An 18,165-nucleotide genomic window follows, 5' to 3' on the forward strand; every position below is an offset into this window, starting at 1 on the left:
CCCCAAAGCCGTGCCGCTGCCGCGCCCGCTCGTCGGCAGCAGCGAACCGCATTTCTCCTTCGCCGGACTCAAGAGCGCGGTGTCGCGCGCCGCCGCGTCGGGCCAGCACAGCGTCCCCGACCTCGCCGCCTCCTTCCAGCAGGCGGTCGTCGACTGCCTGGTCGATCGCAGCCGCATCGCGCTCGCCGCCTGCCCCGAGGCCACGGCGTTCGTCGTCGCGGGCGGGGTCGCCGCCAATGGCGCGATTCGCACCGCCCTGACCGACCTTGCGGCGCAGCACCACAAGCCCTTCGTCGCCCCGCCTTTGTGGCTGTGCACCGACAATGGCGCGATGATCGCCTGGGCCGGCGCCGAGCGCTTCGCCGCCGGGCTCACCGATCCGCTCGACGTCGCGGCGCGCCCGCGCTGGCCGCTCGATGCCGACGCCGAAGCGGTGCGCGGCGCAGGAGTAAAAGCATGACGTCACGCTTCGGCATCGTCGGCGGCGGCGCCTGGGGCACCGCGCTGGCGCAATTGCTCGCCGCCGATGGCGCCCCGGTCCGGCTGTGGGCGCGCGAAGCCGACGTCGTGACGGCGATCAACGCCGAACATCGCAACCCGCTGTTCCTGCCCGGCGCCGCGCTGTCGCCCTCGCTCACCGCCAGCGGCGCGCTCGCCGACCTCGCCGCGTGCGACGCGCTGCTGATCGTCGTTCCCGTGCCCTTCCTGCGCGCGGTTCTCGCCGACCTGCCGCCCAGTGATGCGCCGCTGATCCTGTGCAGCAAGGGCATGGAGGCGGGCAGCTTCGCCTTCCCGATCGATATCGCGCGCGACGTCGCGCCGGGCCGCCCGGTCGCCGTCCTGTCGGGCCCGACCTTCGCGCACGAGGTCGCCGCCGGGCTGCCGACCGCGATCACCCTTGCCGCTGCGGATACCGCAGTCGCCGACCGCCTCGCGCAGGCGCTCGCGCGTCCGCATTTCCGGCCCTATGTCTCGGCCGATGTCATCGGGGCCGAGATCGGCGGCGCGGTGAAGAATATCCTCGCGATCGCCTGCGGCATCGTCGACGGCGCCGGGCTCGGGCTCAATGCGCGCGCCGCGCTGATCAGCCGCGGCTTCGCCGAAATGACGCGCTTCGGGCTGGCGCGCGGCGCCGATGCCGAAACGCTCGCCGGACTCGCCGGGCTCGGCGACCTCGTGCTGACCTGCACCTCGAGCAATTCGCGCAACTTCTCGCTCGGCCAGGGGCTCGGGCGCGGCGAGGATGCCGCCGCCTTGATGGCCGACCGCCGCAGCGTCGCCGAAGGAGCGTTCAGCGCCCCGGTCGTCGCCGCCGCCGCGCGCGCCGACGGCATCGACATGCCGATCACCGACGCGGTCGCGCGGCTCGTCGCGGGCGAAATTCGCGCCGGCGAAGCCATTCAGGCGCTGCTCAGCCGTCCGCTGCGACGCGAGGGGCGATGATCCGACACCGTGATTTGCCACTCCCCCCCGGCCGCGCTACTAAGCGGCAGGGCGAGGAGCAAGGGGGGCCGCAGGTTTGACCCAGACGGACAGCGCGGCCGCGCCCGCCCTCGATTCGGCGTCGCCCACCCCTTCGTCGGACCCGCCGCCGCGCGATGCCGACACCGCCGCGCTCGCCAAGGGCGGCCGCACCAACTTCTTCGGCTTCATCCTCCGCCTCGTCGCGCGCCTGCCCTTTCTCTATGTCGCCGGCCGCTGGTACGGCGCCGAGGCGGTCGGGCGCTTCGCCTTTGCCGTGCTGGTCATCGAACTGGTCGCCCAGCTCGCCACGCTGGGCCTCAAGCGCGGCCTCGCCGAGCAATTGAGCGCCCCCGATGCCGACCATCGCATGGTCGTGTGGGACGGCATGTTTGTCGCCTTCCTCGCCTCGGCGGCGGGATCGGCGCTCCTCCTCCTCTTTCCGCAGCTCATGTTCCCCGCCGGCGGCATCGACAGCACCGACCGCTGGATGGCGTGCCTGGTCTTTGCGATCGCGGGGACCGAGGTCGCGCTCGCCGCCTGCGCCTATAAATTCGACATCGGCGCGACGGTGCGCGCGCGCGCGGTGGTCGAACCCTGGGTGATCAGCCTCGGCGCGGCGGGCTTCTGGTATGTGTCGGTGCGCGACGGGCTGATGCTGTCCTATGCCGCCGCGATGATCGGCGCTTTCCTGACCGCGCTGATCCCGATGCTCCGCCATTATGGGTCCCCGCGCGGCTGGCAGCCGCATCCGGTGCATCTGATGACGGTCGCGCGCCGCAATGCCCCGCTCGCCGCCGCCGATGCGATCGAATGGGGCACCCGCCGCCTCGACCTCTTCATCCTCGGTCAGTTCACCTCGCCGACGATCTACGGCATCTATTATATGGCGCAGCAGGTTGCCTCGCTGCCGCAGAAACTCAAGACCAGTTTCGAACCCATCCTCGGCCCCGTCATCACCCGCAATCTCGCCGAAAACCGGCTGGCCGCCGTGGCCGCGCAAGTGAGCCAGGTCGGTTTCTGGATCATCGCGGCGCAGGCCGGGGTCGCGCTCGCGCTCGGCATCCCGGGCGAAGCGGTGATGGGCCTCGTCGGTCCCGCCTTCGTCAGCGGGACCGCCGCGCTCGCCTTCCTGCTCGCCGCCGAGGTGGTCGCCGCGACCGCCGTGGTCAGCGAAGCGGCGCTCGTCTATGTCGCGCGCCACCGCAACCTGCTGATCAGCCTCGCGACGCTCGCGCTGCAGGCGGTGCTCAGCGTGGTCCTGATCAAGGTCGCCGAAGCGATGGGCCTGCCGCCGATCACTTATGCCGCTGCCGTCGCGCTCGCGCTCATGCTCGCCCTCGGTTTCGCCTCGGTGACCAAAGCCTGGCTGCTCGGGCGCATCCTGGGGACGCCGGTCAACAGCCTGCGCTGGGCGCTCGTCTGGGCGACCGCCGGCGCCGCCGTCCTCGGTTGGGGCGCGACGCAATTGCCCGAATGGGCCGAGCTGCTGGTCGGCGTGCCGGTCATCCTCGGCATTTATGGCTGGCTGATCTGGACGCGCGGCTTCGGCCCCGCCGACCGCGCCCTGTTCAAGAAACATCCCGAACCGGCGACCGCCGAAGCCGCCGCCGGTTGAGGGTCAATCGACCGCTTTCTGCGCCGCGTCGCCGACATCCTGCGCGGCATCGCCGACCTTTTGCGCCGCTTCGGTAATCGCGCCGGTTTCGGCCTTTTCATTGCCGAGGAACTGGAACGCGACAAAGCCCGCGACCGCGACGGCGATGAGCAGGATCAGCATCATGCCCATCCCGCCGCCGCTGCGGCGCGGTTCGCGGTCGACGATCGTCGTGGTGTGCGTCGTGCCGTCGGGCTCGCGCGTGGTATGGATTTCATCGCTCATAAAACCTCCTATGCCTGATGGCGCATAGGACGTTCCGAACCGCGATAAGTTCCTAGCCGAGCCGCGCGGCGACCTTGGCCTTGAGGTCGGTCTGCGCGCGCGGGCCGACCTGCGCGATGATTTCGCGCGCGCACACCGCACCCATCGTCAGGCAGTCGGCCATGCTGCGTCCTTCGGCGAGACCCGACAGGAAACCCGCGGCGAACAGGTCGCCCGCGCCCGTCGTATCGACGACCGTGTCGATCGGTTCGGCGGCGACTTCGGTGCGTTCCCCGTTGGTCATCGCCACCGCGCCATGTTCGCCGCGCGTCGCGACGAGCAGCGGGACTTCGGCGGCGACCTTGGCGAGCGCGGCCTCGAAATCGCCCTCCTGCGCCAGTTCGAGCAGCTCCGCTTCATTGGCGAACAGGATGTCGATCTCGCGCGCCGCGGTCATGCGGCGGAAATCCTCGCCATGTCCCGCGACAACGAAGGTGTCAGAGAGGGTGAAGGCGACGCGGCGGCCCGCCGCCTTGGCGAGCCCGATCGCCTCGGCCATCGCGGCGCGCGAGGCGTCGGCGTTCCACAAATAGCCTTCGAGATAGAGGATCTCGGCGTCGCCGATCAGGCCGGCGTCGAGCGCGTCATGCCCCAGATTCTGCGACGCGCCGAGGAAGGTGTTCATCGTCCGCTGCCCGTCGGGGGTGACGAGGATCAGGCACCGCGCGGTCGGCCCGCCGCCATCCTGCGCGGGCGTGTCAAAGGCGACGCCGAGCGAGGTCAGGTCGTGGGTGAACACCTGCCCCAGCTGGTCCTTCGCGACCTGGCCGATAAAACCGCATTGGCGCCCGAGCGCCGCCATGCCGGCCAGCGTGTTCGCCGCGCTGCCGCCCGACATTTCGACCGCCGGGCCCATCGCCGCATAGAGCCGCTCGGCCTCGTCGGCGTCGATCAGCCGCATCGATCCCTTGACCAGCTTTTCGGCGTCGATCAGCTCGTCGGACGCGCGGGCAAGGACGTCGACGATCGCATTGCCGATGGCAACGACGTCGAAACGGGCGGTGGAGGCCATGAAAATTCCTGTCGATGATGGGAAAAGATTGGGCGCGGCTTTAGGGATCGCGGCCCGGCAAGGCAAGCGCGACGCTTGACGCGTCGCCGGCGCCCGCGCATCCCGTGCCCCATGGCCCGCGCGATCCACGCCCTGATGCTCGCCCTGCAGGACCTGCCGCGCCGCCCGGTGCTCGTCGTCCTCGCGCAGAGCCTCGCGCTCACCTTGCTGATCTTCGCCGCCGCCGGCGCCGCGATCTTCTTCGGGGCGCGCTGGGCGCTCTATCGCTGGCAATGGCTCGGCGAGGTTGAGATCGACATGGCGGGCATATTGCTCATCCTCGGCCTGCTCGGCGCGAGCTGGCTGTTGTTTCGCGGCGTCGCGATCGCGGTGATCGGCCTGTTCGGCGACGCCATCGTCGCCGATGTCGAGGGGCGCCGCTATCCCGAGGCCGCCGCGCGGGCGGTGCCGGTGAGCTTCGCCAAGAGCCTGCGCCTCGGCCTCGTCTCGATCACCCGGCTGATCGTCGTCAACCTGATCGCGCTGCCCGTCTATATCCCCTTGCTGTTCACCGCGATCGGCGCGCCGCTCCTCGCCTTTGCGATCAACGCCGCGCTGCTCGGCCGCGACCTCGAGGCGATGGCGCTCGCGCGCCATCCCGACCGGCCGCGCCTCGCGCGCGGCGCGCGCTGGGGGCTCGGCGCGCTGTCCGCCGCAGCTTTCCTGGTACCCGTCGTCAATCTGTTGGCCCCCGTCCTGGGCGCCGCTATGGCCGTCCACCTCATTCACCTGCGAAACAGGGACGCCCCATGATCCGACTCCTTGCCGCCGCCGCCACCCTCGCCGCGCTCGGCGGCTGCGCCGCGGCGGTCCCGCCCCGCAGCGCCCCGCCGCCGGTGACCGCAGCGCCTGCCCCCACCATCGTCAGGCCGGTGCAGTCGAACAGCCTGATCGGCCAAAGCCCCGACGCGGCGCAGCGCCTGTTCGGCAAACCGCGCCTCGACGTGACCGAAGGCGCCGCGCGCAAGCTGCAGTTCGAGGGGACGGCGTGCGTCATCGACATTTATTTCTACGCCCCGCGCGCCGGCGCCTCACCGGTTGCGACGCATGTCGATGCCCGCACCCCCGATGGCCGCAACGCCGAATTGGGCAGCTGTGTGGAGACGCTGCGCCGCTAGCGTGACGTCAGGACGCCAATTCGGCGAGCGCCCAGGCCGCCGCCTCGGCAACCACGTCGGATTCGTCGTTTTTCAGCCGTTCGAGCGCCGGCCGGAACCGCGCATCGCCGCTGTTGCCCGCCGCGATCGCGGCGTTGCGGACCATGCGATGGCGTCCGATGCGCTTGATCGGCGATCCCGCGAAGACCTGGCGAAATGCGGCGTCGTCCAGCGCCAGCAGATCGCCGAGCGCCGGCGCGGCGAGCTCGGCGCGCGGCAGGAAGGCGCGGTGGCGCGCGGCGGTATCGGCGAATTTGTTCCACGGACACACCGCAAGGCAATCGTCGCAGCCATAGATGCGGTTGCCCATCGCGCGGCGCAGTTCGAGCGGGATCGGCCCGGCATATTCGATCGTGAGGTAGGAGATGCAGCGCCGGGCATCGAGCCGGTAGGGCGCCGGAAAGGCCTGCGTCGGGCAGGCGTCCTGGCACGCCGTACAGCTGCCGCACCTATCGCGCCCCGGGATCGCCGGCGTCAGGTCGAGCGTCGTATAGATCGCGCCGAGGAACAGCCAGCTGCCATGGTCGCGGCTGACGAGGTTGGTATGCTTGCCCTGCCACCCCAGCCCGGCCGCCGCCGACAGCGGCTTTTCCATCACCGGCGCGGTGTCGACGAACACCTTAACCTCGGCGTCCGCCGCTTCGGCGACGAGCCAACGCGCGACATGCTTCAGCGCCTTCTTCACGACGTCATGGTAATCGGCCCCCTGCGCATAGACCGAAATCCGCCCCCGGTCGGGATGCGCCGCCAGCGCCAGCGGATCGACCTCGGGCGCGTAACTCATCCCCAGCGCGATCACCGATTTGACCTCGGGCCACAGCCCCTGCGGCGATCCGCGCTGCGCGGCGCGGCTTTCCATCCAGATCATCTCGCCATGGCTGCCATCGGCGAGCCACTGGTTCAGCCGCGCGGCGGTGAGCGGCGCCGCATCGGCGCGCGCGATACCGAACGCGACGAACCCATGTTCGCGCGCGACGGCTTCCAGTCGCTGTTCGAGCGCAGGCAAGGCTTCGGCAACCATTGCCGCCCTATACGCGACCGCCCTTCGCATGTCATAGGGGCGACGACGACATTTCGCAGGACCAGCATTTGACCGAACTCAGCGTCGAGGCGCATGGCCTCACCAAATATTTCGAGGCTTTCAAGGCGGTCGACGACGTCAGCCTCGAAGTCCCGGCGGGCAGCATCTACGGCGTGCTCGGCCCCAATGGCGCGGGCAAGACCACCAGCCTGCGCATGATGCTCGGCATCATCGATCCCGACGCGGGGCAAAGCCGCTTGCTCGGTGGCCACAAGCCGCAGTCGGTGCGTCACCGCATCGGCTACCTCCCCGAAGAGCGCGGCCTCTATCCCGGCATGAAGGCGCGCGAGGCGATCGCCTTCATGGGCGCGCTGCGCGGGCTCGACTGGTCGGAGGGGCGCCGCCGCGCCGCCACCTTCATGGCCGAACTCGGGCTCGAGCGGGTGATCGACGAAAAGATCCGCAAGATGTCGAAGGGCATGGCCCAGATGGTCCAGCTGATCGGCTCGATCGTCCACGCCCCCGACCTGATCGTCCTCGACGAGCCTTTCTCCGGCCTCGACCCGGTCAATCAGGAGCGGCTCGAAATGCTGGTGCGGCGCGAACGCGACCGGGGCGCGACGATCCTCTTCTCGACCCATGTCATGGCGCATGCCGAGCGATTGTGCGACCGGCTCGCGATCATCGCGCGCTCGCAGCGACGTTTCGAGGGGAGCGTCGACGACGCGCGCGCGCTGCTGCCGATGCAGGTGCGCTACACCCCGCGCACCGAGGCCGCCCCCGACGCCGTCGCCGCGCTGCTCCCCGCCGGCGCCGAGCGGCGCGGCGAGGCCTGGCATTTCGCGATTCTGGACGAGGACGTCGAACCCCTGCTGTCGCGCATCACGGCGAGCCATTTTGGCGTTACGGGTTTGTCGATCAGCCGCCCGGCGCTCCACGACGCCTTTGTCCATATCGTCCGTCAGGTCGATGCCGATTTCCACGCCGACGCCGCCGAAGCCGCCGCCGAGGAGGCGAGCGCATGAACGCCTTCCTCAAGAATATGGTCGTCGTCGCGCGCCGCGACTTCCTGGCGATCGTCGCCACCCCGACCTTCCTGCTCTTCCTGCTCGCACCGCTGTTCATGGTCGGCATGGGTCTCGTTGGCGGCATGGGTGCGTCGCAGCTCGCCGACAGCGCGCGCGGCGCCGGCCGCATCGTCGTCGTGACCGACGCCGCCGACATCGAGGATTTCCGCGCCGCCGACGCGCGGCTCCGCGCCGCGATGCCGCGCGAACCGGCGGTATTGGACCTGCGTGTCGCCAGCCCCGCGACCGCCGATCCCGTCGCCATCGCGCGCGAAAAGGGCAGCGACACCTATGCGGTGCTCAGCGGAGCCTTGGCCTCCCCGCGCATCGTCGAACGCGAACCGGACAGCAGTTCGGGCCGCTACCTTGTGCTGCTCGCCGGCGAGGTGCTCCGCGCCCGCGCCGCCGGTCCCTTGCCTCCGGTCACCGCCACCTTCGAAAATCTGTCGAACGGCGGCACCAGCATCGCGGTCCAGCAATCGCTCGGCTTCAGCGCGGTGTTCGTCATCTTCCTGCTCACCCTGCTCCTCGCGGGCCAGACGGTGAGTTCGCTCGCCGAGGAAAAGGGCAACAAGGTCATCGAAATCCTCGCCGCCGCGGTGCCGCTCGAAAGCGTCTTCCTCGGCAAATTGCTCGGTTTCCTGGGCGTCGCGGTGCTGTTCATCGCCTTCTGGATGGCGATGGCGGTCGTCGGCGGGCTGGTCGCGGCGACCCAGATGGACCCCGCGACGATCGCCGCCGCAGGCGGCGCGAACAAGGCGATGGCGGCCATCGCGGCCTCCCCCGCCGTCGGCTGGCCCTTTTTCCTCGCCATCGGTTTCGCCTATTTCATCATGTCCTTCCTGCTGCTCGGCGCGGTGTTCCTCGGGGTCGGCGCGCAGGCGGCGACGGTGCGCGAAATCCAGATGCTCAGCCTGCCGATCACCATCTTCCAGGTCGGCATGTTCAGCCTCTGCGCCGCCTCGGCGAGCGCGCCGGGGAGTACCCTCGCGACCTTCGCGCAAATCTTCCCCTTCTCCTCGCCGCTCGCGATGGCCGCGCGCGCCGCGACCGACGATGCGATCGCCATCCATCTGCTCGCGCTCGGCTGGCAGGCGATCTGGGTCGCACTCGTCATCTTCCTCTCGGTCCGCCTCTTCCGCGCCGGCGTGCTCAGCGGCCGCAGCGACTGGCGCTTCTGGCGGCGAAAAAAGGGCGCGTAGCCGTTTTCGATTCGAATGTTCGGGCTATGCCGCGATGGCGTGAAAAGGTTTCGCGCAAAGACGCAAAGACACGAAGAAGCTGTCCTGCGGCCGCAAGGCCGCTTTTTCCATCATCGCTGCGCGATGGCACGGCGCGGCTGAAAAGGCCGCTTCGCGGCGGGCGCGACATCTTCGTGTCTTTGCGTCTTTGCGCGAAACAAAAAACCGAACGTCGAGCGACGGGCCTTCCGTCAACGCCGACACCCCCGTCGTTGACAAAGCTGTAAATAGTGGCATTCTGCAACTGAATCGGCCGCGCCAGACGGCCCTCCAGAGGAGCAGCCCATGGCCACCCAAGTGCGTATCGCCCCCGAAATCGCCAATCCGCTCGACGTCAGCCGCGCCGAATTGTGGAGCGAGGATCGCTGGCAGGACCCGATGCGCCAGCTGCGCGCCGAATCGCCGATCTATCGCTGCGAGGATTCGAAATTCGGCCCCTATTGGTCGGTGACCACCTACAAGCCGATCCAACATATCGAAGCGCTCCCCAAGATCTTCTCCTCGTCGTGGGAATATGGCGGCATCACCGTCGCCGGCGACGGCGTCGAGCATCTGAAGCCGGGTGAAATCCCGATGCCGATGTTCATCGCGATGGATCCGCCGCAGCACACCGCGCAGCGCCGTACCGTCGCCCCCGCCTTCGGCCCCAGCGAGATCGAGCGCATGCGCGCCGACACCCAGGCGCGCACCGCGGCGCTGCTCGACACGCTGCCGATCGGCGAAACCTTCGACTGGGTCGAGCGGCTGTCGATCGAGCTGACCACCGACATGCTGGCGATCCTGTTCGATTTCCCGTGGGAAGAACGCCACAAGCTCACCGCCTGGTCCGACGCGCTCGGCGACATCGAAAGCTTCGACACCGACGAAAAACGCCATGCACGCACCGCGATCGCGTTCGAGATGGGCGCGTCCTTCAAACAATTGTGGGACCGCAAGGCGCAGAACCCCGGCACCCACGACCTCATCTCGATCATGCTCCAATCCGACGCGATGAAGCATATGAGCGAGCATGAGTTCATGGGGAACCTCATCCTGCTGATCGTCGGCGGCAATGACACGACGCGCAACTCGATGTCGGCCTATGCCTATGGCCTGCACAGTTTCCCCGAAGAACGCGCGAAGCTCGAGCGCGATCACAACCCCGAACTCGCGGTCAACGCGATGCACGAAATCCTGCGCTGGCAGACCCCGCTCGCGCATATGCGCCGCACCGCGACCGAAGACACCGAATTGTTCGGCCACGAGATCAAGGCGCGCGACAAGCTCGCGCTCTGGTACGCCTCGGCGAACCGCGACGAGAGCGTGTTTCCCAACGGCGACCGGATCATCGTCGACCGCGAGAATGCGCGCCGTCACCTCGCCTTCGGCTATGGCATCCATCGCTGCGTCGGGGCGCGGGTCGCCGAACTGCAGCTGACGACGCTGATTTCGGAAATGCAGAAGCGCCGCCTGCGCGTCAATGTGCTCGCCGAGCCCGAGCGCGTCCACGCCAGCTTCGTCCACGGCTATCGCCATATGCCGGTGCAGCTCGAAAAATATTGACGCACGGGTGAAACCGGCCGCTCCTGCCCAACGTATCTAGCGGAGAGGAGCCCGACCATGATCGAACGGCGTTATCTTATCGGCGGCATCGCGCTCGGCGGCGCGCTCATCGGTGCGCCGATGCTGTTCGCCAAGGCCTCGCCGCGCCCCAAGGGCCAACCCGGCTGGCAGTTGAGCGAGGCGCAATGGAAGAAACGGCTGACGCCCTTCCAGTACAAGATCTTGCGCGAGGCGGGCACCGAACGCCCCTTCACCAACGCGCTCAACAACGAACATCGCACCGGCATTTTCAGCTGCGCGGGCTGCGCGCTGCCGCTTTATTCGAGCAAAACCAAATATGACAGCAAGACCGGCTGGCCGAGTTTCTGGGACCCGCTGAAGGGCGCGATCGCGACGACGACCGATTATGAAATCGGCGTGGCGCGCACCGAAGTGCATTGCCGTCGCTGCGGCGGCCACCTCGGCCATGTCTTCAACGATGGCCCGAAACCGACCGGCAAGCGTTATTGCATGAACGGCGCCGCGCTTATTTTCCGGCCAGCCTGACGCGATAAAGCGCCGCCACCGATCCATCGGGAAGCGGCACCGGTTCGAGCCAGGCCGGCGGCGCATGACGCGCGAGTCGATCGGCGAGGCCGCCCGGGAAGCTCTGGGCGATATTCTGCATCTCATGCTGTCCGGAACAGACGAAGAGATAGTCGGCGCGCGAGGCCGCGACGATCGTCGCCGCATCGTCAGGCGCCGCGGCGAAAGCCGAGATCACCCGGTTGATCGCCGCATGGTTGCGATGATGCGCGGTCGCGACGACGCTGTGCGACGTCCGGACCAGGATCGTCGGCCCGATATCGACCCCCGACATCACCAGCCCCGGCGTCTGACGCGCCAGAACCGCCAGATCGGCGGGGGTCGGGCACGGCGCCAAAGTCGCGGGATCGGTCGGTTCGGCGGGCGCTATGGCCGCTACCGCGCTCATCGCCACCTGTCCCAGCACGACCGGCAGCACCAGCAAGACCGCCAGCGAAGCGGCGATGCGCGCCGGCGCGGTGGCGCGCGACTGGCCATGCCGCCAGAGCGCCACCCCGGTCGCCGCCAGCGCGGGCAGCGCATAGATATGGGTCACCGCGACCGTCCGGACGACGAGCAGCGACAGCAGCACGCTCGCCCCCAGCACCAGCAGCATGACCTCCCACCGCGCCTTGGCCGGTCCGGGCGCCGCGCGGCGCCAGATCGCAAAGGTCAGCGCCAGCCCGGCGAGCGACGGCGCGACCAGCAGGGCGATTTTCGGCGCCCCCTGCCGCCAGACCGGCCGCCCTTCGAGGACATTGAGATACCAGAAATCGCGTACCAAAGGTTCGAGGGTGCCGAACGGGCCGGCAAGGCACGCCGGGCTGATCCAGGCAAAGACCAGCGCCCCGACGCCGCCCGCGACCGCCAGCAGCGCGAGCCGCGCGCGCCAGTCGCGTTGCACCACGCCCAGCCGCGCGCCGGCCAGCAACAAGGCTGCCGCCACGGCGGCGGCGCTCAGATAGGGCCGCGACCAGGCGTCGCACCAGTCGCCGGCGACACCGTCCCAGCCGCGCGTCGCGAGCAACAGCAGCGGCGCACCGAGCGCGAGGCTGGCGACAAAGGCGAAAAGACGCGGTCCTGCCGCCGCGTCGCGGAGCCAGGCGAGCGCAAAAATTCCGCCGAAAATCAACAGATAGGGTACGGCTTCGAGCGATATCGCGAGATGCAGGATCATCACCGCGGCCGCCAGCATCCCGTGCCGCCGGTCGGGGGCGCCGAGCGCGATGGCGAGCATCGCGACCGACAGGATCGTCTGCCAATTATGATGGTCGATGCGCAGCGGCACGAAATAATGGAGGAAGGTCACCGTCGTCGCCGCGATCAGCAGCCCCGCCGCGACGACCGCGCGGTCGTCCGACAGCCGGCGCAGCACCAGCGCCAGGCACAGGAACAAGGGCAACAGCAACAGCGGCGGATAGAGCGCGATCGCCCATTGCTCGGCCGCCGCTTTCCCCAGCACCGGCTGCAGCAGCAGGATCAGCCCCGCGATCTGCGCGTCGATCAGCCGCGACCAGTGCATCAGGCCCCCGGCGGGCGGATTGATCCGGTGCTGGCTCGCATCGAACCAGCCCTGCCCGCCGAGCAGGTCGCGCACCTGGACGAAACGCAGCGCATCGTCGGCGTCGCGAAACGCCATCGTCTGGATCGCCGGTCCGAAAAGCACCAGCATGACCGCCATGACGCCAAGCGCAAAACCGCCCGCGATCCACAGATCGCGAGCCAAAGCGCGCGGCGTGTCGGGCGGTGCGCCGGTCATCGCGGTTCAGCGCCCCGCAAAAACGATGGCCTTGCGCAGCACATAGGTGGTCTGGAAACTGATCGCGATCGCCGCCAGCTTGGCAAGCCGCGGGTCGAGCCCGAACGCGTCGCCGGCCCACACGATGCCGACGGTAATGCCCAGCCCGGCGAGCGCCGAGCCCAGAAACAGCGCCTTTTGCCGCGCGCGCTCGATTCCCCGGGTCTGCGCCCCCGCGACAAAAACCAGCCGCGTCGAGATCAGCCAATGCACGGCGATCCCGGCGCTATAGCTGATCGCCGACGCCGCAGCAGCGTGCCAGCCGCCGGCGAGCAACAGCAGGAACAAGCCCATGTCGGCCGCCAGCGCGAAAGCGCTCGCGCCGATATAGCGCAAATAGGTGATCCGGTGCAGCCGCGCGAGCAGCCGCTGCCCAAGACCGGCGATGCCGGCTTCGCCCGGCATCAGGCGGCTTTGCTCACGCGGGCGGGCACGTCGCGCACCGACGCCAGCGCCGCCTGTTCGCCCTCGGTGCCGCTCTCGTGATATTCGGCGTCCTCGTTGACGCCCCAGATGTCGTACACCCGTTCGCCCGCGACGATGTTGCGCACCGTCAGCATCGCGGTCATCATCGCATGATCCTGGTTGTTGTAACGGTGCATGCCGTTGCGCCCGACCATGTGCAGCGTCGGATAACGCGCCTCGAGTTCGGACCGCATCGTCTCGACATGCGCCGCATAATCATCGTCATAGACCGGATAGGCCTTTTCCTGCCGCACCACCGCGCCGCCGACGACGTCTTTCGGATCGCACAGCCCGAGGATCGCCATTTCCTTCGTCGCCAGCGCGACCAGATCGGCATCGCTCGACGCCCACAGCCCGTCGCCCTCGAAACAGAAATATTCGAGCCCGACGCAGGCAAGCTCGGGATCGGGCACCATTTCGGGCGACCAGCTGCGGAAATTCTGCACCCGGCCGACCTGCACCTTGCTGTCGTGGATATAGATCCAGTTGTCGGGGAACAGATCCTCCGACCGAATCTTGAGCGCGACGGTCAGAAAGTCGCGATATTTCAAAGATGGCGCCGCCGAAAGCGCGCATTGCGGCAACGGATGGATTCGCGCCGCGAGCTCGCGCATCGGCGCCGAGCTGATCACATGGCCGGCATCGATCACGACGTCGCCGTCGGGCCCGGTCGCGGTCAGCCGCCAGCGTCCCGACACCTGATCCTGCGTCACCTGCTTGAAGCTGTGCCCCATCAGCACATGATTGCCGCCCGCGACCACCTTGTCGCGCGCCGCGTCCCACATCATGCCCGGGCCGAGCCGCGGATAGCGAAAGGTTTCGAGCAGGGTCTTGGTCGCCATGCCGTCATTCGGCGCCTTGTTGAGCCCCAGGCTGCGCTTCAGCCCGTCGAGCACCGCCGCGCCGAGGCTCAGCCCCTTGATGCGCTGCGCCGCCCAGTCGGCCGACATTTCGTCGCACGGCATCCCCCACACCTTCTCGGTATAGGTCTTGAAAAAGATCGAATAGAGCTTCCGCCCGAACTGGTTGATCGTCCAGTCCTCGAAGCTGCGCACCGCCTTGTTCGGGAAGATCTTCGCCTGCGCATAGCTCGCCATGCACAAAGTCGATCGCACGATGCCCAAATTCCACAAAGCCTCGAACGCACGCAGCGGATAGGAATAGAATTTGCCCTCATAATAGATGCGGCTCATCCGCGGGCGCTGGATGAAATCGTCGGGCAGGATTTCGTTCCACAGGTCGACGACCTCCTGGCTTTTCGAAAAGAAACGGTGCCCGCCGATGTCGAAACGAAAGCCCTCATGCTCGACCGTGCGGCTGATCCCGCCGACATAGACCGGGTCCTTCTCGATCACGGTGACCGAAAAGCCTTCCCTGGTCAGCAGATAGGCGGCGGTCAGCCCGGCCGGCCCCGCCCCGATGATCGCGACATCGGCACTGGTCGGACGGCTCTTCGGCGCGGATGCGTCGGACATAGATTGATTCCCCACAGGCAAAGTCTTGCGCATTTCCGCTGTGGGCGATCATGGCTAAAAATTGGTTAACATGCGCAAATCGGCGCGAGCGGACCCAAGGCAAGGCGCGAACCCGACGCCGATTTACTCGCGCTCGCCGCCGCGTTAAGCAGCCTGATGGTCGGACGCCGTTTCCTGCCGTGGGTCATCGCGCCGCTTCTGGCGGCCGCGGCGCCGTCGGCGGCGCAATTCGTTCCGCGTGACGCCATGATCCCGGCCGAGCGCGCCGCACAATCCGTGCCCGCCGACCGCGCCGCCCCGACCACTGCGGATATCGACCAGATCGCCGCGCTCGAAAATCAGGTGCGGATCGACCAGCCGTGCAACACGACCTGGCAGCCCGAGCTCGAAGCTCCGCGGCGCGCGCTGCTGGCGCTCTACGAAGGCCGCTATGGCCCCGACCATCCGGCGACCGCGCGCCCGCTGCTGTCGTTGCTCTGCCATTTCGCCTATAATGACAAGGCCTCGAGCGAACCCGACGCCATCGTCGCGCGGCTGATCGCGATCGGACGCGCGCGCGACCAGCCGCTGGCGCTCTATGCCGGGCTCTCGGCGCGCGCGCAGCGGCTGCGCGAGCAGGGAAAGGCCGAGGCCGCCGTCGCCGATGCCCGGGAGGCGCTCGCGCTCGCGCGCCAACATCTCGGCGCACGCCCGGCGATCGTCGCATCGGCGGCGGCAAGCCTCGCCGCCATGCTCGAAGGCGCGGGCCGCCCCGTCGATGCCGAACCCCTACTTCACCAGGCTGCCGCCCTGCGCCAGGCGCTCCCCGGCGGCGACCGCTTCGAGCTCGCCGCCGCCTATGAGGCGCTGGGCAACAACCTCGGCGCCCAGATGCGCATCGACGACGCGCGGCTCTGGTACGCGCGCGAACTCGACATCTTCGAGGCCGCGCTCGCCGACGCCGACGTCGGCACGCTGACCAACATCATCCTCTATTCGCAGCGCGTCTTCACCGCCGACCCCGCGCGCGTCGACGCGCTCTATCGCGCCGTGCTGGCGCGCGAGGAGGCGCTGCCGGGCAGCAGCGATGCGCGCAACTGGATGACGTTATGGAATCTCGCCAAATCCTCGTCGCTGCGCCTCGACCTGCCCAATGCCGCCTTTCGAGACGACCTGTCGGAGGCGATCGCCTACCAGCGCCGCGTCATCGCTGCGGTCGGCCCCGGCCCGGACGGCTGGCACGAACGCGATCTCGCGCGCCTGCTCGCCCAGAACGCCGCCACCGCGCCCGAAGCCGAAACCATCTATCGGCGCCATCTCGCCGCCGATCCCGGCAATATCCAGTTGGTCGAGATGCTCGGCGATACGCTGTGGATGCTCGGCCGCTACGACGAGGCGCTGCCGCTGCGCCAGCGCAGCATCGCCGACACGCGTGCGCGCCTCGGCGCCAGCCATCGCGAAACGCTGCGCCAGACCTATAATCTGGGGGTGACGCTGTGGGGCGTGCGGCGCCCGGCCGAAGCGCGGCCCTATTATGAGGATGTGCTCGCTGGCTATCGCGCCGAGCTGTCGGCGCTGCCCGAGACCGCCAATGCCGCCTACCGGCTCAATCTGGCGAACTTCATCAGCGGCCGCGCCATCGACCTCCTCCGCCTCCACTGGACCACGCGCGCCGCCGACGGCGCGAGCGGCGAGGCCGCCAGCCGCACCCGGGGCTTCGCGGTCGCCCAGCTCGCCCATCCCTCGGCATCGGGCGCGGCGATCAGCGAAACCGCCGCGCGCGCCCTCGCCGAACGCGCCGGCAAGACCGCCCCCTTCCTGCGCTGGACCGCCGCCCGCGACCGCGTCGTGTCGCTCGACAAAGCGATCGAGCAGGCGGCGCAGCGCGGCGCCGCCGGCGATGCCGATCGTGTCGGGCTGCTCGCCGACCGCGCCACCGCCGGGGAGGCGCTCGCCGCCGCCGCCGCCGCGCTGCGCGACCAGCTTCCCGATGTTTTCGCCACGCTGCGGCCCGAACCGGTATCGCTGGCCGAGGTCGCGGGCGGCGGCGGCAAGGCGGCCCTGCTGCGCAAGGACGAAGCGCTGGTCCTGCTCTATCCCGGAATGCCCGACGCGCGCGGCGAAATGAGCCGGGGTATCGCCTTTGCGGTGACCCGCGAGGGATCGGCGTGGGCCGAAATCCCGATCGACGGCGCCGACCTGACCCGGATGGTCGGCACGCTCGACGGGCAATTGGCCGATTCGAAACATTCGGGGCTGACGATCCTCGAGGCCGGCGAAAATCCCGATACCTATTTGCGCTATGATCGCACGATGGCCCACCGCGTCTATCAGGCGCTGTTCGGCGACCCGGCGATCGCCGCGCTGGTGCAGGGCAAGGAGCGATGGATCATCATTCCCGAAGGCCCGTTGCTCGCGCTCAATTTCGCGGCGCTGGTCACACGCCCGCCGCCAGGCGGCGCGGCGGGCGACATCGATCCGGCGACGCTGCGCGCGACGACATGGCTCGGCCTCGAACGCATCGTCGCGGTGGCGCCGTCGGTCGATGCGGTGCGCACCGCGCGCCGCACCGCAAACGCCGCCCGGGCCTCGGGCAAATTCTATGGCATGGGCGATCCGGCTTTTCGCGGCGTCGCCGACCCGGCGCCCAAACCGCTGCCCGGCCGCCTGCGCGGCGCGCCGGTTGCAGCATCCACGACCGCGAATATCGTCACGATGCCGCGCCAGCGACTCTATCGCGACGGGGTGGCCGACCCGGCCATGCTCGCCAAACTGCCCCGACTCGAATATAGCGCCGCCGAGGTCCGGCGCATGGCCGAACTCCTCGACGCGCCGACCGACCGCCAATGGCTCCAGCTCGACGCCACACAGGCTCGGCTCGACCAGAACAGTGTCGACGGGACGCTCGGCGACAGCGCGATCGTCCTGTTCGCCACCCACGCGCTGCTCGGCGGCAGTTTCGACGGCACGCTCGCCGAGCCGGCGCTGGCGCTCACCCCGGCGACCCCTATCGCAGGCGCGACACTCGATGCGAAGAACGACGGCCTGCTGACCGCATCGGAGGTCGCGCAATTGCGGTTCCGCGCGGCGCTGGTGATCCTCTCGGCGTGCGACACGGCGGCCGGCGCCGACGGCGGCGATGGCTTCAGCGGCCTGACGCGCGCCTTTCTGCTCGCCGGCGCGCGCGCGGTGCTCGCCACCTATTCGCCCGTCATCGACGAGGTCGGCGAACGGATGACGACGACCGCGATCGCCCGGCTCGGCGACCAGCGCGGCGACATTGCGGCGGCGCTGCGCGATGCGATGCGCACCGTGGCCGCCGACCCGTCCGAAGACGCGCGCGGCGAATCGCTCGCCCATCCGGCGGCATGGGCGGTCTATGTCGCCATCGACCCGTCCTGAAACCGACCAACCACGCCGCGT

At 68.9% G+C, this 18,165-nt stretch carries 15 protein-coding genes and 1 pseudogene; 10 read left to right on the forward strand and 6 right to left on the reverse strand.

Translation table 11 applies throughout. The features are described from left to right. The 3 genes and pseudogenes from ACREB7_RS04400 to ACREB7_RS04410 form a co-directional block, all read left to right on the forward strand. Positions 1–460, forward strand: a pseudogene (locus ACREB7_RS04400) (tRNA (adenosine(37)-N6)-threonylcarbamoyltransferase complex transferase subunit TsaD); the annotation flags it as partial. Then, positions 457–1,443, forward strand: a complete 987-nt coding sequence (locus ACREB7_RS04405; RefSeq protein WP_431591080.1) for an NAD(P)H-dependent glycerol-3-phosphate dehydrogenase — start codon at positions 457–459, stop codon at positions 1,441–1,443. The pseudogene ACREB7_RS04400 and the gene ACREB7_RS04405, both read left to right, overlap by 4 nt. A 76-nt stretch (positions 1,444–1,519) precedes the next feature. Then, on the forward strand, positions 1,520–3,079 hold the full coding sequence (locus tag ACREB7_RS04410) for a lipopolysaccharide biosynthesis protein (protein ID WP_431591081.1): 1,560 nt from the start codon (positions 1,520–1,522) through the stop codon (positions 3,077–3,079). Between the two features lie 3 nt (positions 3,080–3,082). Here ACREB7_RS04410 and ACREB7_RS04415 read toward each other — a convergent pair whose 3' ends face one another. Both ACREB7_RS04415 and ACREB7_RS04420 read right to left on the reverse strand, forming a co-directional pair. Continuing rightward, positions 3,083–3,343, reverse strand: coding sequence for a hypothetical protein (locus ACREB7_RS04415; RefSeq protein WP_431591082.1), 261 nt, complete (start codon positions 3,341–3,343; stop codon positions 3,083–3,085). 52 nt (positions 3,344–3,395) lie between these two features. Continuing rightward, entirely contained in the window at positions 3,396–4,394 is a 999-nt protein-coding gene (locus tag ACREB7_RS04420; RefSeq protein ID WP_431591083.1) for an adenosine kinase, read from the reverse strand. A gap of 111 nt (positions 4,395–4,505) precedes the next feature. On the opposite strand from ACREB7_RS04420, the gene ACREB7_RS04425 reads away from it, so the two are divergent. Further along, the gene (locus ACREB7_RS04425; protein WP_431591084.1) at positions 4,506–5,186 is read left to right on the forward strand and encodes an EI24 domain-containing protein; all 681 of its coding nucleotides are present in this window, start codon (positions 4,506–4,508) and stop codon (positions 5,184–5,186) included. After that, positions 5,183–5,551: a hypothetical protein gene (locus ACREB7_RS04430; RefSeq protein WP_431591085.1), complete on the forward strand. Its 369-nt coding sequence runs from the start codon at positions 5,183–5,185 to the stop codon at positions 5,549–5,551. Before ACREB7_RS04425 ends, ACREB7_RS04430 begins: the two co-directional genes overlap by 4 nt. 7 nt (positions 5,552–5,558) lie before the next feature. Here ACREB7_RS04430 and queG read toward each other — a convergent pair whose 3' ends face one another. Next, positions 5,559–6,611, reverse strand: coding sequence for a tRNA epoxyqueuosine(34) reductase QueG (queG, locus tag ACREB7_RS04435; protein ID WP_431591086.1), 1,053 nt, complete (start codon positions 6,609–6,611; stop codon positions 5,559–5,561). Positions 6,612–6,679: 68 nt separating this feature from the next. Between queG and ACREB7_RS04440 the strand changes: the two genes are divergently transcribed. The 4 genes from ACREB7_RS04440 to msrB all read left to right on the forward strand — a co-directional run bounded on the left by ACREB7_RS04440 (position 6,680) and on the right by msrB (position 11,007). Beyond that, complete coding sequence (locus ACREB7_RS04440) at positions 6,680–7,636, forward strand: ABC transporter ATP-binding protein (protein ID WP_431591087.1); 957 nt, start codon at positions 6,680–6,682, stop codon at positions 7,634–7,636. Next, the gene (locus ACREB7_RS04445; protein WP_431591088.1) at positions 7,633–8,880 is read left to right on the forward strand and encodes an ABC transporter permease; all 1,248 of its coding nucleotides are present in this window, start codon (positions 7,633–7,635) and stop codon (positions 8,878–8,880) included. The genes ACREB7_RS04440 and ACREB7_RS04445 overlap by 4 nt, the downstream gene beginning before the upstream one ends. A 324-nt stretch (positions 8,881–9,204) precedes the next feature. Then, on the forward strand, positions 9,205–10,461 hold the full coding sequence (locus ACREB7_RS04450) for a cytochrome P450 (protein ID WP_431591089.1): 1,257 nt from the start codon (positions 9,205–9,207) through the stop codon (positions 10,459–10,461). A gap of 57 nt (positions 10,462–10,518) precedes the next feature. Next, positions 10,519–11,007 carry a peptide-methionine (R)-S-oxide reductase MsrB gene (gene msrB, locus ACREB7_RS04455; protein ID WP_431591090.1) on the forward strand — a complete coding sequence of 163 codons (489 nt, stop codon included), beginning with the start codon at positions 10,519–10,521 and terminating at the stop codon, positions 11,005–11,007. Here the strand turns inward: msrB and ACREB7_RS04460 are convergent. Genes ACREB7_RS04460 through ACREB7_RS04470 form a run of 3 tightly spaced genes read right to left on the reverse strand, consistent with a single transcriptional unit; the run spans position 10,988 to position 14,763 of the window. Continuing rightward, a complete protein-coding gene (locus ACREB7_RS04460; protein WP_431591091.1) occupies positions 10,988–12,784 on the reverse strand; it encodes a hypothetical protein in 1,797 nt (598 codons plus the stop codon). The genes msrB and ACREB7_RS04460 overlap by 20 nt on opposite strands. 6 nt (positions 12,785–12,790) lie before the next feature. Beyond that, positions 12,791–13,228, reverse strand: coding sequence for a GtrA family protein (locus tag ACREB7_RS04465; protein WP_431591092.1), 438 nt, complete (start codon positions 13,226–13,228; stop codon positions 12,791–12,793). Next, on the reverse strand, positions 13,228–14,763 hold the full coding sequence (locus tag ACREB7_RS04470; RefSeq protein WP_431591093.1) for an NAD(P)/FAD-dependent oxidoreductase: 1,536 nt from the start codon (positions 14,761–14,763) through the stop codon (positions 13,228–13,230). The genes ACREB7_RS04465 and ACREB7_RS04470 overlap by 1 nt, the downstream gene beginning before the upstream one ends. A 156-nt stretch (positions 14,764–14,919) precedes the next feature. Here ACREB7_RS04470 and ACREB7_RS04475 point away from each other — a divergent pair, with 156 nt between their 5' ends. Then, positions 14,920–18,144, forward strand: coding sequence for a CHAT domain-containing protein (locus ACREB7_RS04475; RefSeq protein ID WP_431591094.1), 3,225 nt, complete (start codon positions 14,920–14,922; stop codon positions 18,142–18,144). The last annotated feature ends 21 nt before the right edge of the window (positions 18,145–18,165 follow it).

Origin of the sequence: Sphingopyxis sp. (genome assembly GCF_050725615.1) — a bacterium.
Taxonomy (GTDB): domain Bacteria; phylum Pseudomonadota; class Alphaproteobacteria; order Sphingomonadales; family Sphingomonadaceae; genus Sphingopyxis.